This window comes from Paraburkholderia sp. USG1, from assembly GCF_031570135.1.
Classification (GTDB): domain Bacteria; phylum Pseudomonadota; class Gammaproteobacteria; order Burkholderiales; family Burkholderiaceae; genus Paraburkholderia; species Paraburkholderia dioscoreae.
Map to the genome: position 1 here is coordinate 1 of NZ_JAMWXW010000019.1, position 13,659 is coordinate 13,659.

Annotated in this window: 10 protein-coding genes; 5 read left to right on the top strand and 5 right to left on the bottom strand. The window is 59.6% G+C overall.

From position 1 onward, the window contains the following. Positions 1-609 precede the first annotated feature (609 nt). Both NE850_RS23890 and NE850_RS23895 read right to left on the bottom strand, forming a co-directional pair. The gene (locus tag NE850_RS23890; RefSeq protein ID WP_012431279.1) at positions 610-1,488 is read right to left on the bottom strand and encodes an IclR family transcriptional regulator; all 879 of its coding nucleotides are present in this window, start codon (positions 1,486-1,488) and stop codon (positions 610-612) included. Between the two features lie 140 nt (positions 1,489-1,628). Next, on the bottom strand, positions 1,629-2,387 hold the full coding sequence (locus NE850_RS23895) for an amidohydrolase family protein (RefSeq protein WP_021163732.1): 759 nt from the start codon (positions 2,385-2,387) through the stop codon (positions 1,629-1,631). A gap of 349 nt (positions 2,388-2,736) precedes the next feature. On the opposite strand from NE850_RS23895, the gene NE850_RS23900 reads away from it, so the two are divergent. From NE850_RS23900 to NE850_RS23920, 5 genes are all read left to right on the top strand, one after another. Next, positions 2,737-4,074, top strand: coding sequence for an acyclic terpene utilization AtuA family protein (locus NE850_RS23900; protein ID WP_012431277.1), 1,338 nt, complete (start codon positions 2,737-2,739; stop codon positions 4,072-4,074). Beyond that, complete coding sequence (locus NE850_RS23905; protein ID WP_012431276.1) at positions 4,071-4,397, top strand: hypothetical protein; 327 nt, start codon at positions 4,071-4,073, stop codon at positions 4,395-4,397. The genes NE850_RS23900 and NE850_RS23905 overlap by 4 nt, the downstream gene beginning before the upstream one ends. A 38-nt stretch (positions 4,398-4,435) precedes the next feature. Then, positions 4,436-5,818: an MFS transporter gene (locus NE850_RS23910; protein ID WP_012431275.1), complete on the top strand. Its 1,383-nt coding sequence runs from the start codon at positions 4,436-4,438 to the stop codon at positions 5,816-5,818. Positions 5,819-6,054: 236 nt separating this feature from the next. Next, the gene (locus NE850_RS23915) at positions 6,055-7,143 is read left to right on the top strand and encodes a porin (protein WP_012431274.1); all 1,089 of its coding nucleotides are present in this window, start codon (positions 6,055-6,057) and stop codon (positions 7,141-7,143) included. Between the two features lie 75 nt (positions 7,144-7,218). After that, a complete protein-coding gene (locus NE850_RS23920; protein WP_370689605.1) occupies positions 7,219-7,356 on the top strand; it encodes an integrase core domain-containing protein in 138 nt (45 codons plus the stop codon). A gap of 511 nt (positions 7,357-7,867) precedes the next feature. On the opposite strand, the gene NE850_RS23925 is transcribed toward NE850_RS23920, so the two are convergent. The 3 genes from NE850_RS23925 to NE850_RS23935 all read right to left on the bottom strand — a co-directional run bounded on the left by NE850_RS23925 (position 7,868) and on the right by NE850_RS23935 (position 13,116). After that, a complete protein-coding gene (locus tag NE850_RS23925; RefSeq protein WP_012431273.1) occupies positions 7,868-8,932 on the bottom strand; it encodes an HD domain-containing phosphohydrolase in 1,065 nt (354 codons plus the stop codon). Then, complete coding sequence (locus tag NE850_RS23930) at positions 8,916-10,889, bottom strand: ATP-binding protein (protein ID WP_012431272.1); 1,974 nt, start codon at positions 10,887-10,889, stop codon at positions 8,916-8,918. The genes NE850_RS23925 and NE850_RS23930 overlap by 17 nt, the downstream gene beginning before the upstream one ends. 139 nt (positions 10,890-11,028) lie before the next feature. After that, a complete protein-coding gene (locus tag NE850_RS23935; RefSeq protein ID WP_238535610.1) occupies positions 11,029-13,116 on the bottom strand; it encodes a bifunctional diguanylate cyclase/phosphodiesterase in 2,088 nt (695 codons plus the stop codon). Positions 13,117-13,659 lie beyond the last annotated feature (543 nt).

The following is a 13,659-nucleotide window of genomic DNA, read 5'->3' on the forward strand; positions in this document are numbered from 1 at the left end:
CGGACGATGTCAAACGCAAACGCAACTCGAAGGAGGCAGCACTCAGCTAATAACCGTATGCGCAGGTGTATCAAATTCAAATTGCGTTTGCGTCCGAAGCTGTATCAACTTGAGATTGCGTTTGACAATCTCGCGGCCGCGGCTCTGATGCGACTGCAAATCGGAAGTGACTTGTAGCACCCCACATGGTCAAAGGAGGCGGCGATGAGCAAAGGAACAGGCGGCAACCAAGGTGGCGCGCGCGGTAACTCGAGCGGCCCATCGAAAGGCTCGTCCGGTGGGGCAAAATCGGCCGGAAGCGGCGGCCGGTCGGGCGGTGCTTCGTCCGGTGGTAATTGGCCGAGTACGACCGGAAACCCATCCGGCGGTGGGCGCGGGAACGCCGCACCTCGCGGAAGTCGATAAAGCCTGCGCCAGGGCACGGACCAGCGACTTCGGAGAAGCTCCTGCTCTCGATGCTCAAGATTGCGGAGAGTGAGGCAAACTCCGTCGAGTTAGGATGCGGCCAAGTTCAGACGTGTTGCGGCTGGATGGGGTTGATGCTTTTGTGATGGGCCGCCGCAGTCACCTCTGAAGGCGGCTCGTCGGCGGTTGCAGTGAACGACACCTTTACCCAATTGCCTGAGTCTTCTCTGCATGGGCAGCATCTCCGTCGACATCGTCCGCATTTTGGAGCTTGCTAGGGTAACTCCCTTTGTAGCCAAGTTTTCGGGAAATTTCTTCTCCCGCATGTTTGACCAAATCGCACAGGCCAGACTCAAGGGGGCGCAGACGGTATGTAGGACCTGTGACACTCACGCCGGCGAGCATGTGACCCGCCTGATTCCAGATTGGAGCCGATATTCCGCTCATGCCTTCGAACATGCTCTCGTGCGAAATTGAGACACCAGCGTCCCGAATCCGGCTCAGTTCATCCATCAGCTCAGGAACGGTTGAAATGGTCTGTGGCGTAAAGACCTCGAGTGGTTTTCGCTGCAGATACCTTTCTGTCCACTGCGCTGGCTGGTAAGCCAACAGAAGCTTGCCGATAGAACTGGAATGCAGCGGGCGACGCAGGCCGACAGAAAGCGAGAATCTGACCGCCTTACGTGTTTCGATAATTTCGATGGTCTCGGCCAACTCTTCGTCCTGAGCGAGGATGCCCAATTGAACGGTTTCTCCCGTTTCGGCGAACAGGGCCTGTAGCGACGGTCGAGCCGACGGAAGAAAGCGTTCTTTCGCCAGGATTGCCGTAGCAATCGCATACGTTTCGCTTCCCAGCCTGTACGCGCCCGACACATTGACAACATAGTTTGCCGCTTCCAGGGAACGCAACAGGGTGAGCAAGCTTGTTTTCGGTAGATGCGTCAGAGCGGCAAGCCTGGAGAGCGACAGGCCGTTCGCACTGGTCGCAAGCTCATAGATGATTTGCAGCACCCGAGCCGGCGAGCGCGTCGTCTCATATTGCTTCCGCGAGGAGGTGGTCTCAACGTCGACCGGTTCGTCCATTGTCATGTCCTGGCGTGCTTGGGAAAACGTGATAGTAACGCGGCGAGTAACTATCAAATGGTAGTCGTTGACGAGTGGCGTGAAGACTAGGCCCTGAGGTGGCGACGCGCCGTGGGCCTTACTCCGGCCTCCTGCGGTCACTAGCATCGAAAGTAAAGCTCGGCAGGGTTGTCTACCAATATTCGCTGAATCGTGGCTGAATCCTGTGCCCACGTCGCCAATCGGTCTAGCAGCTTCCCGTCGTCGGGCACATCTTCTTCATACGAGACGTGCGGCCAATCGCTCCCCCAAAGGACGCGTTCAGGATTCGCATCGACCAGTTGCCGCGCCCGTGCGTTGTCCGGAGAAAAGCGCCATGCGGATAGCTTTACCCAGGCTTTGCCGCTAGCGAGCAGGTCCAGCAACGTCCGGAACCCCCGCGAACTGATGGGACTTTCCTTATAGACGTGTGCCATATGGTCGAAGACGACAGGCACCGGCAAGCGATGCAACTGCTCTGCCAGTTCTTCCACGTCATCAGAATCGACGAAGAGCTGCAGGTGCCAGCCGAAATCGCGGATACGCGATGCCATCTCCGCAATCTGCTCGGTGCTCGTCCCACCGGCAACCACGCGCTGCAGCCTGACGCCCCGTGCACCTCGGGCATGCATATCGGCGAGGGTTGCCTCATCGACATCCGGTTCTACCACGACAACCGCACGTGCATGCTCGCCCATGCGCTCGGTCGAGTCCAAGGTGCACGCGTTGTCCTTCGCAAAGAAGCTCGGTTGAACAATCACGTTGCGCTCGATGCCCGTCGCCCGCTTCATTTCCAGATAGTCGGCGAATGTCGACTCCGGCGGTTCGAGTGAGCGCGTCTCGCGCAATGGATATCTGTCGAACGGCCCGACGATATGCATGTGTGAGTCGCACGCACCTGCCGGAATGGGGAAACCGGGACGCGACGTGTCTCTGCGTGCACCCAGTGGATTCGCCCGGGGAGGCGTTCGGTTGGCTGTCATTTTTCAGTCCCTTCGCGGTCAGGCCGACCACAGTCGAGCCTGCATTGATGGTGTGCGGATGCTGAACGGTCGTCTCCTTTTTCAGCAGGTACAGCAGTCTGCTGGCCCGACTCAATGCTAGTCGTTCCGAATTTACACGTCAAATCCGATATGAGAACAAAACTGCTTGACTTCGTCGCGACTCCGGCCTTTAATGTTCCGAAAGCAGAACGATAAAATATTTTCGGAACAAATCTAGGAGGCAACCATGGCTGGAAGCACCGTGCGCATCGGCGCCGGAGCGGGCTTCGCTGGCGACCGTATTGACCCGGCGCGCGACCTGGCAGAGCGAGGCAATCTCGACTTTCTCGTCTTCGAGTGTCTGGCAGAACGGACGCTTGCTTATGGACATCTCGCAAGGTCCCAAGACCCAAATAAGGGCTACAACCCGCGCCTCGAAAAGCGCCTCGCTGCTGTTCTGCAGGCGTGTGTTCGGGGTGGCACGACTATCGTCACGAATATGGGTGTCGCGAACCCGCGTGCCGCGGGCGCTCTCGCAGTGGACCTCGCGCGCCGCATGGGATTGAAAATCCGCGTGGCAATCGTCGAAGGCGATGACGTCACCAGTCAGATTTCGGACCAAACCTTCCTTCCCGAAATCGGTAAAACGGTCGGAGAAGCGGGACTGCGAATGGTTGGGGCGAATGCGTATCTCGGCGCGGAAGCCATCATCCCGGCGCTCGATACAGAACCACACATCGTCATCACCGGACGGGTGGCCGACCCTTCGCTTTTCCTTGCGCCAATCGCGCACCGCAATGGCTGGAAACTCGACGACTGGATGACACTCGGTGCAGGCACGGTGGTCGGGCATCTGCTCGAATGCACATCGCAGGTAACGGGTGGATATTTCGCTGACCCGCCATACAAGGAAGTGCCCAACCTTGCCTATGTCGGCTTTCCGTTGGCGGAAGTACAGCCTGACGGGAGTTGCATCATCACGAAGCTCGACGGCACGGGAGGGTTTGTCAACGAACTCACAGTGAAGGAGCAGTTGCTCTACGAAGTACACGACCCTCGTGCTTACCTCACCCCGGACGTCACAGCTGATTTCACGAACGTGCAAATCGAAGTGGCGGGCAAAGACCGGGTGGCTGTTCGCGGTGGCATCGGGCGCGAACGTCCTGCTCAACTGAAGACAATTGTCGGCTTCGACGGTGGCTTTCTGGCTGAGGCTGGCATCAGCTACGCCGGTCCCGGCGCAGAGAACCGTGCCCGACTGGCGGCCTCCATTATCGAAGAGCGCATGCGCAATCTCCATGGGTGCGCGGACAAGATTCGTCTGGACCTGATTGGTATCAACTCGCTGCATGCGACCGCCATTCAGCGTGAGGCCATCACTCAGGATGTTCGGGTGCGCGCTGCGATGCGCACGACGGACCGCGAGATGGCTGAAACCTTGTTATCGGAAGTCGAAAGTCTGTGGGTGTCAGGTCCGGCTGGTGGCGGAGGCTATCGCGGCAACATCGACTCCTCGGTGAAAACCCACGCTGTTTTTGTCAATCGCGACGCGATTGAGACCAAAGTTGAGGTCTTGCAGTCATGAAGAAAACTGTTCCGCTCAGAGAAGTCGCGTCGGCTCGTACCGGTGACAAGGGAAATGTGTCGTGCATCTCGGTCTGGCCTTATGACCCGAAGCATTACGACGACATCAAGGCCTCGCTAACCGCAGAACGGGTATCGGCCGCCTACCCGGACCTGTTCCGAGGGGAGGTCAAACGATACGAGATACCTGCGCTTCACGGATTCAACTTTGTGATTCGCGACGCGCTGGAGGGCGGTGTAAACGCCTCGTTGAATCTTGATTTTCACGGTAAATCGTTCAGCTTCCTGCTACTTGCCTTGACCGTAGAAGTCACAGCAGACTAGCTCAGTCGAGCTTCCTAAAACAAATTCAGGAGACAAACATGTCGGATTCGGTTTATGCCGCTCCGAGGCTCGACAGGCTGCCATTGAGTGGTTTTCACTGGCGTCTGTTCCTCCTCATCGGCGGCGGTCTTTTCCTCGATGCCTTCGACGTTTATCTGGGCGGCGTAGTCACCGGCTCGCTTCTCAAGACTGGCTGGTCCACGCTTGAGATGAACGCATGGTTCACCACGATGACGTTCGCGGGGCTTACGGTGGGCGCCTGGAGTGCGGGTGAGCTTGGCGACCGGTTTGGGCGCAGGTTTTCCTATCAGGTGAATCTAATCATCTTCGGTGGCGCGTCGCTTGCTGCGACGCTCGCGCCGAACATGTACTGGCTCATCGCGCTGCGATTCATCATGGGCATCGGGATGGGGGCAGAGATTGTTATCTCGTACGGCATGTTGTCGGAGTTCGTACCGCCCCGTTATAGAGGCCGACTCCTGGCTGCCTTGTCCCTGTTCGCGAACTCCGCAGTTCTTATTGCTTCGTTGACCAGTCTGTGGATTATTCCGAACTTCGGGTGGCGTTACATGTTCGCCATCGTCGGGGTCGCGGCAATCGTCATCTGGCTGCTGCGAAAGAAGATGCCAGAGTCGCCGAGATGGCTTGTCAGTCAGGGCAGATATGCCGAAGCCGAAGCGGTGCTGCAGTCGATTGAGGCAGACATCTCACGCAATCATGAGCTCGACGACTTCGTGCGGGAGCAGCCGGTAAAGCCACAGCACGTTCCCATCGGTGTCCTCTTCAGGTCACCTGTCGTGTGGCGGACGCTGGTCGGCTCGCTGATTATGGTCACTATCGGCTACAGCGTTTATGGTCTGATTAACTGGCTCCCATCCTTCTTCGTGCGTCAGGGTTTCGACATCGTCAAGTCGTTGTCGTACAGCACCGTGATGTCGTTGGGCGCGCCGGCGGGAACAATCATCGGCATTTTCCTCGCCGACCGCGTGGGCCGTCGGCCCGCAATTATCGGTGCCGCACTGGTGACAGCGGCGATGGGCTTGTTCTATCAGCACGCTGCTTCGAACACGATGCTCCTGGTAGCCGGGCTCTGTCTTATTTGCGGCATCTACGTCCTCGTCGCGGTAGGGCAAGGCGCTTATGTTCCGGAACTCTTCGCAACGTCTTATCGCCTCAGAGGTAGTGGCGTATGCGGCACGGCTGGGCGGGCGGCCAGCGCACTTTGCCAGTTCTTCGTCCTGTGGCTCTTCACCATGGGCGGCGTCAACATGGTAGTCGCGTCGGTCGTTGCCATTCAAGTACTGCTTGCCGTTGCAGTTTGGGCGCTTCGCATCGAGACAAGCGGCGTGGGTCTCGACCATATGCCCGACGATTTGGAACATACCGCCGGTCAGCCGAGGATTGCCGACATTGGTCACTGAAGTCTCCCGCAACGTCGCACCACCCTGACGCTGCGTCTTGCGAGACGCAGCGTCCCTGAAAACACCGGAATCTTATCTCTCAATAAGATATTCAACGCTTCACATCAATTAGTACAACGATATTAAATTGGAGACTTTTCGTGAAAATATATTCAAATAAAGCGCATGCTCAGTCCGAGCGTTCACTTACATCGGGGTACCGGCGTAGAGGTATCGGAAAACTAGCAGGATTGTCGATGGTCGGCATTGTCGGCTTGCATGCGCATGCCGCGTGGAGTCAGTCAGCCGTAACTCTGTACGGGGTCATCGACGAGGCAATCCGCTACGACAACCATCAGACACGCGACGGCGGCCATAACATCACCATGGGTACGGGCGGCGCGCTCCTTGGAAGCAGGTGGGGGCTGCGTGGTACCGAAGATTTGGGCGGCGGCAGCAAAGCGATATTTGTGCTGGAATCTGGTTTCGTTGCGAACACGGGCGCACTTGCGTTCTCGACGCCGGGAGGGCAGCAGCGTCTGTTCGGACGACAAGCATTCGTCGGGTTTTCACACCAAGGATTGGGCACGGTAACTTTCGGTCGGCAATACGCCCTCGCCTATCTGATGGGGTCCGCGCATGACGTATTTGGGTTCGCCAATTACGCAGCAACGTGGGGATTTCAATCTGCCGGCCTAGTGGGCGGTGCGCGTCTCGATAACACTGTTCAATACACATCCGACAAGCTTTTTGGGTTCACGGTAAGTGGCGCCTACACGTTTGGCGGTGTAGCGGGCGATATACATCGCTATTCCTCGCCGGCCGTCAGTTTGAGCTACGACGTTGGTCCTTTGAACATTGGCGCGGTGTATCAGCAGGTCAACAACATTGGCGGAGCAACGCCAGCTAGCACGCAGTACGGCAATACCTATTTCGGCATCGCCATTCCGGACAGCTCTCAAAAGATTGCGATGGTGGGTGCGACCTATGCGCTTGCCCAAGCCAAAATCTACGCGCAATACATCTTCAGTCACGTCTATCCGGCTGATTATCGCAATGACTCGTTCTCGGTAGGCGCATCCTATCTGTTCACGCCGTCCATAGAGTTGCGTGGTGCCGCCTATGTCGACATCCTGCATCATGCAGATGGCGAAGGTACGCGCGTCACGGCAGGCCCGATTCTTCTTTACCATCTGTCCAAGCGGACAGATTTGTACTCCGGCGTCAATTACAATCATCTCACCGGTCAGTGGACCAAACTTGCTTCGACTTCTGGCTTTACCCAATCCTTTAATGGATACAACTCTCTGTTCGAGGGCGTCGTCGGCATGATTCACCGGTTCTAATTCGAGCAAATCGCTGAACTAAGCGCACCCAGCTTTCAGCATTGTGACGGTAGGCTATATGGGCCGGTCCTCGCTGTGTCGCCCATCTGGACGTGCAAGCCATTGGAAAACGGCTATATTGAGTGTCTCAGCGGGCGCTTCCCGGATGAATGCTTGAACGAGCACTGGTTTGTATCCATGCGTCATGCCAGAAGCTTGATTGAATTGTGGTGAATCGAGTACAACACCGAGCGGCCCTATAGCTCGCTCGGCTATCTGTTGCGAGAGCAGTTCGCTCGGACGCATGACCCAGCCCAGGAGTCTTTAACCCACAACTCTAACTGCGGCTGGGACGAAAACGGGAGGCAGCTCAATCCGCTCTCGGCAGACGCATGATTCCTCTAGGAATTTCTCGCCTTCGCAGGTAAGGATGGATTGTGTAGCGACTTCTAATCCGAATTTCCACGGAGCGGATCGTCGGCGTCAGCCAGCCGGGGGCGGGCCGGGTTAAAGGGTTTGCAGTGCGCGGCAGACCGAAGTCCATGATCAAACCATGAGAATTGTTACGTGTCAGGATTTGCCCGTCCGGCAGACGAAGCAACGCGTACCGGTCTATCGGCAGCGAACGGTCTCCGGTTGATGCCCGGGGTCCTGTCTTGACAATCTTTAACGTTTCACCGGACGCGCACGCCTGTCGGGGGCATTGGCCGCGGGTTGCCAGTGCCCGCGCCTGATTGCAGCCCTGTCACGGGGCAACGGAATCGGAATAGCTTTCCTGGATGGCCAGAATATCGTCCAGCGCCTTCATGAACACCTCGACCACGGTCGGGTCGAAATGACTGCCCGAATGGTCGCGAATGTAGGCAACGGCTTCGTCGCGCGGCCACGCCGGCTTGTACGGGCGAGCCGAAACGAGCGCATCGAACACGTCGGCCACGCCCACGATGCGTGCGGCCTGCGGAATGGCCTCGCCCGCGAGACCCTGGGGATAGCCGCTGCCATCCCATTTCTCATGGTGCGCCAGAGCGATCTGACGCGCCATGGTCATCAACGCCGAGTCGTCGCCGCCCAGCAGTTCGGCTCCGATGGCCGGATGCTGCTGCATGATCTTCCACTCCCCGGCGTCCAGTTTTCCGGGCTTGAGCAGGACCGCGTCAGGAATGCCGATCTTGCCGATATCATGCATCGGGCTGGCGTGCAGCATCAATTCGACGTCGGCTTCGCTCCAGCCGAGATGGCGGGCCAGCAGCGCGGCAGTATGGCTCATGCGCAGGATATGGCGGCCGGTCTCGTTATCCCGGTACTCGGCGGCGCGGCCGAGACGGCGCACCATCTGCAGCCGGGTTTCGAGCAGTTCGCGGGTGCGGGCCTGAACCCGCTTTTCGAGCACGTCGTTATGCTCGTGCATCAGGCGGTGGGCAAGGTGGGCGTCGAGCAGATTGCGCACGCGCATCAGGAGCTCGCTGCGGTCGAACGGTTTGCCGACGAAATCCCGCGCCCCCGCCGCCAGCGCCTTGAGCAGCCTTTCGCGGCCGTGCTCCGCCGTCAGCACGACGATGGGCGGCAGCAGCGGGTCGTCCAATGCCTTGAGCTGGGCCATGACCTGATAGCCGTCGAGATGCGGCATGTTGATATCCAGCAGGATCAGGTCGGGGCGAATTTCCTGATAGGCACGCAAAACCTGGCGTGGGTCCTGCACACAGGTCAGACGAAAATAGCCCTCGCTGCCGAGCAGCTTTTCCAGCAGCTTGAGATTGGCTGGCTCGTCGTCAACGACAAGAATGTGCGCGTCATCATGTTTGAGCGTCATTGCTGCGTTTCTCCATCACGCCCGGCAGATGGGCATCAATGCTGGCGAGGAAACGCCCGATGTCGAGAGGCTTGGTCAGGTAATCGGCGAAGCCTGCGGCGATGCCCCGTTCGATGTCGCGGGGCATGGCGTTGGCCGACACCGCGATCACGGGCACATGCCGCAGCTGGAGGTGTGACTTGAATACCTCCAGCACCTGGTAGCCGTCCATGTCGGGCAGGTTGATGTCCAGCAGGATCAGGTCAGGTTGATGCGAAAGCGCGAACTCGATGCCCATCTCGGGCGCGTACATGGTGACCAGACGGATGTGGCGTAGCTTGTCCAGAATCTGGGTGACCAGTTTGAGATTGACCGGGTTGTCATCGATGTACAGGATGTAATGCTCACCCTGCCTTGCCGTCACTGGCGCAACACCGGAATCATTGGCCAGCAGGGACAGCGGCGCCGGTTGCGACGACAGCTGTGCCAGAGGTAGTTCCACCCAGAAGCGGCTGCCTTTGCCGGGCTCGCTTTCAACACCGATCCGTCCGCCCATCGCTTCGGTCAGTTTGCGGGTGATAACGAGGCCGATGCCGGTCCCTTCGACCGAAGCGTGGTCTGCGCCCAGCCGGCTGAAAGGCTGGAACAGTTCGCCCAGGCGTTCGGCGCAAATGCCCGCCCCGGTGTCGGCAACGGCGATGCGCAGCCGCGAGCCATCGGGCTCGACTATGACGCGGACCTCGCCCGAGGGATGGTTGTACTTGATGCCATTGGACAACAGGTTCAGCACGATCTGCTTCAGGCGCTGGTTGTCGGCACATGCGGCAGCACGTTCGGGTATCTCCAGGTGCAGGTCGATCTCCCGGCTCGTCGCCAGCGGCTGCACGAGCTGTGCGCAGTCCCGGATGAGCGTCGACACATCCACCGTCTCCAGCGAGAGGGTCGTTTTGCCGGACTCGATGCTGGCCAGATCGAGCACTTCATTGATGAGGCCCAGCAGATGGTGCCCCGCCTTGAGGATTTCTGCGATGCTGTCGAGCTGGTCCGTGCTCAACCCGTCATCCATCTCCAGTATCTGCGCGAACCCCAGGATGGCATTAAGCGGGGTGCGCAGTTCATGGCTCATGCTGGAGAGGAACTCGGACTTCGCATGACAGGCCCGTTCGGCCTCGGCCTTGGCCAGCTTCAGGGCCTGTTCGGATTCCTTCTGTCGCGTGATGTCGAGGATGGTGGTCAGCCGCAGTTCGCGCCCGCCGAACCTCTGGTCGCGCCCGCGAACGATGGCCGGGAAGGTGGTGCCGTCCCTGCGCAGCATTTCCGATTCATAGGTTTCGGCCCAACGTTCCTCGATCAGTTGCCGGGCCATGGGAACGACCCTCGGGCTGGTGTAATCGAGCACCGGGTGGCCGATGGCTTCTTCGCGCCGGCAGCGAAACAGTTCGAGCCAGCGGTCGCTTACGTCGACGATGATCCCGTCGGCACACACCACGACGCCTTCCTCGACGTTATCGAGAAAGAAGCGAAAACGCGCCTCGCCTTCGCCCAGGGTCTCGCAGGGCATCGGAGCAGCGCGCGGACCCGCGCGGCGGAGCGGCATCCTCGAACGCAAGCCGTCAATGAGTGCCCCCCACTGATCCTCCAACGTCGGTACAGGGAGGAAGTGGTCGACACCCAGGTCGAGCAGGTTGAGGCTTTCATCGAAGGCAACCGGTGTATCGGTGAGCGCGATCCAGGCGCCGACCGCGCGGCCATACGCCGAAAGCCGCTCACGTTGTGGCGCCGCCAGTTCTCTCATCCAGGACGAGGGCGTGAGCAGCACGTCGGCTTCGCACGGCGGCTGCGGTAGTTGCTCCAGCGAACGGACAGGCAAAAGGCCGCGCGCGGCCAGATGCCGTTCGACCGTCTCTGGCAGAGTGACGTCGCGAGCCTGAGCTAACAGGGTCCTGCTCTCCGTACGAACGGCCGGATGATTGATCATCGATTTTTCGCGCGAAAGGGGTTGGATAACGGGGAAAAACGCGGCGCCATTGTCCTCCCTGGTGTAATGCTGCTATCCAGGACTTCGTCCCGGCGGTTCTTCTGGTGTCGCGATCCGTAATTGCATCAGGGTCATTTCTTTACGTCGTGCTGTCCAGTGTCTGCCCGTGTTCGGCTCCCGGACTCTTCCCGTTGTCGATACCCTCTGCGTCCCCTTTCCCAGGCACCGAATGGGCGACACGCGTATCGACAAGCCTGATGCGGCCAGTGCCGACGATCTCCGCCAGCGCAGCCGGGCGGCCGAACAGGAAGCCCTGCGCTTCGTCGCAACCTTCCTCGGTCAACAGCGCGAGCTGGCTTTGCGTCTCGATCCCTTCTGCCAGTACGGGGATGCCCAGGCTTTTGCCCAGCGCCAGCACGGCCCGGATGATGGCCCGGTCCTGGGGACTGGCTTCCGCCTCGCTGAAGAACGACTGGTCGAGCTTGATCCGGTCGAAGGGAAATGAGCGCAGCGTGTCGAGCGACGAATAGCCGGTACCGAAATCGTCCAGCGCGATGCTCACACCCAGTTCCTTGAGTTGCCGCAGCGTGCGCAGCGAGCGGCCGCGGTCCGCGAAGATGGTCGATTCGGTCAGTTCCAGCTGCAGGCGTTGCGCTGGCAGACCGGTTTCGCCCAGCACGCCGGCGACGAGCTGCGTCAGGTTCGCATGCGCGAACTGGACGGCCGATACGTTGACCGCAACCGGATATGGCGGGTCCCAGGAGATGGCCATCGCACAGGCCTGACGCAGCACCCATTCCCCGATCTCGAGGATAAGACCGTTCTCCTCGGCAAGCGGAATGAACGTCGCGGGTGGAATCGGTCCCTGTACCGGATGCCGCCAGCGCAGCAACGCCTCGTAACCCCGCGTTTCGCCCGTCACCAGCGACGTTTGCACCTGGTAGTGGATGCTGAGCTGGGTGGCTGCCAGCGCGCCGCGCAAATCCGAGGCGAGGTTGCGCCGCGCCCGCACCATTTCGTCCATCGCCGGCTCGTAAAAGCAGACGGACCGCGTCATACTGGTCTTTGCGCGATACATCGCCAGGTCTGCGTTGTTGATGAGAACCGGCTTGCTGGTCGCATCGTCGGGATAGATCGCCACGCCGAAACTCCCTCCCGTGACGACTTCGTATTCATCGAGCCTGACGGGCTTGTACAGGGCTGCTTCGAGGCGGCCCAGAAAATCCTCCAGCCCGGCCTCGGCCGTCACCTCCCCCGTCATCCGGCAGATCGCGGCGAATTCATCTCCGCCGATACGCGCGACAAATTCGTTTTCGCGCAGCAGGCCCGTCATGCGCCGCGCGAGGATGCGCAGCACTTCGTCGCCGGCGTGATGGCCGCGCAGGTCGTTGACTTCCTTGAACCGGTTCAGGTCAATGCCGATGAGTGCCAGTCTCGTGCCTGCCTCGCGCGCCAGCACAATTTCAAGATCCAGGCGCTCGTTGAAACTGCCCCGGTTCGGCAGCCCCGTCAGCAGGTCACTCAGTGCCATCCTGCGCAGATGCTCGAGTGATTCGGCCCGCACATCGCTGTCGATCAGATAGCTCACGAGCCCGGTGCAGACGATGACCAGCGACAGGCCGGCAATCGCCAGCGCAAGTGTGTGTAGTGCCGCCAGGTCGGAGAATGCCCCTGGGACAACCAGCGGCGTGATGCGCAGCGCTGTCATGCCGGTGAAATGCAACGTGAGGATGGCGAGCGAGAGCGTCACGGCCATGAGGTTGACCGCATGCGGCCCGGCCCGCATGGCGCAAACCAGCGCCGCCGCCGCGAACACCACGGAACATGCGACTGATGCGACCAGATACGGCACGTCCCACGAAATGATGCCTTCGATCCGCCAGGCCATCATGCCGGTGTAGTGCATCAGGGCGATCGCCACGCCAACGATCGCGCCGCCCAGTGCGGGCGCGAACCGGGTCACCCGGCTGCCGGCGAGCGCGAAGCCAAAGGTACTGCCGCCTACCGCGATCAGCAGGGACAGGACCGTCAAAAAAGGATCGAAACTGACTGGCACGCCCGCGTCGAAACCCAGCATCGCGACGAAGTGGGTGCACCAGATGGCGACGCCGGCCGAAATCGCCGTCAGGACATGCCAGCCCAGCTTCTGCATGCCGGCGGTGCCCACCGTGCGCTGGAACAGCCGGGCGGTCACCCAGGAACCCACGGCGCACAGTAACCCGGCCACGAGTACCAGCCAGACGTTGTGCTTCTCAGTAATGCATCCCAGCACTGTTACCACGACGATATATCCCCGTACCCCGCACCGCCAGTTGGCTCCTGCACGCCGCGTAATCAACCCGCACACGACGGACAGAGGTATGACTGGTTCGCGCCATCATCCATGCCGACGGGTCACGAACAGATCGTTGTCCGTATCGTGATCGCCAGCCCACGTTCCATGTGTCAAACGTTATTGCGCGCGGATTGACCATGCTTCTTCACAAGTCTTGCCAGGAATCTATGCTTTTTGACTTCCCTTCAGAAAATCCTGTATTCGGGCACCAACCGATAGTCAGCACTTCAAAAATAATCGGGCATTTAACGTCCGTCGATACCCGGGACGCACCATCGCCTCGTGATCCTTTTCCAGCTCCACTTCCTGCGTGCTTTCCGGCCAAACCATTTAAATCCATGCATTGCATATTAACGGAAGTAGGCTGAAAAACTGAACCCTGCCGATAATGATCGGATATCGCCAAACAAGATCTGACTATCCCCTGTCACCTGA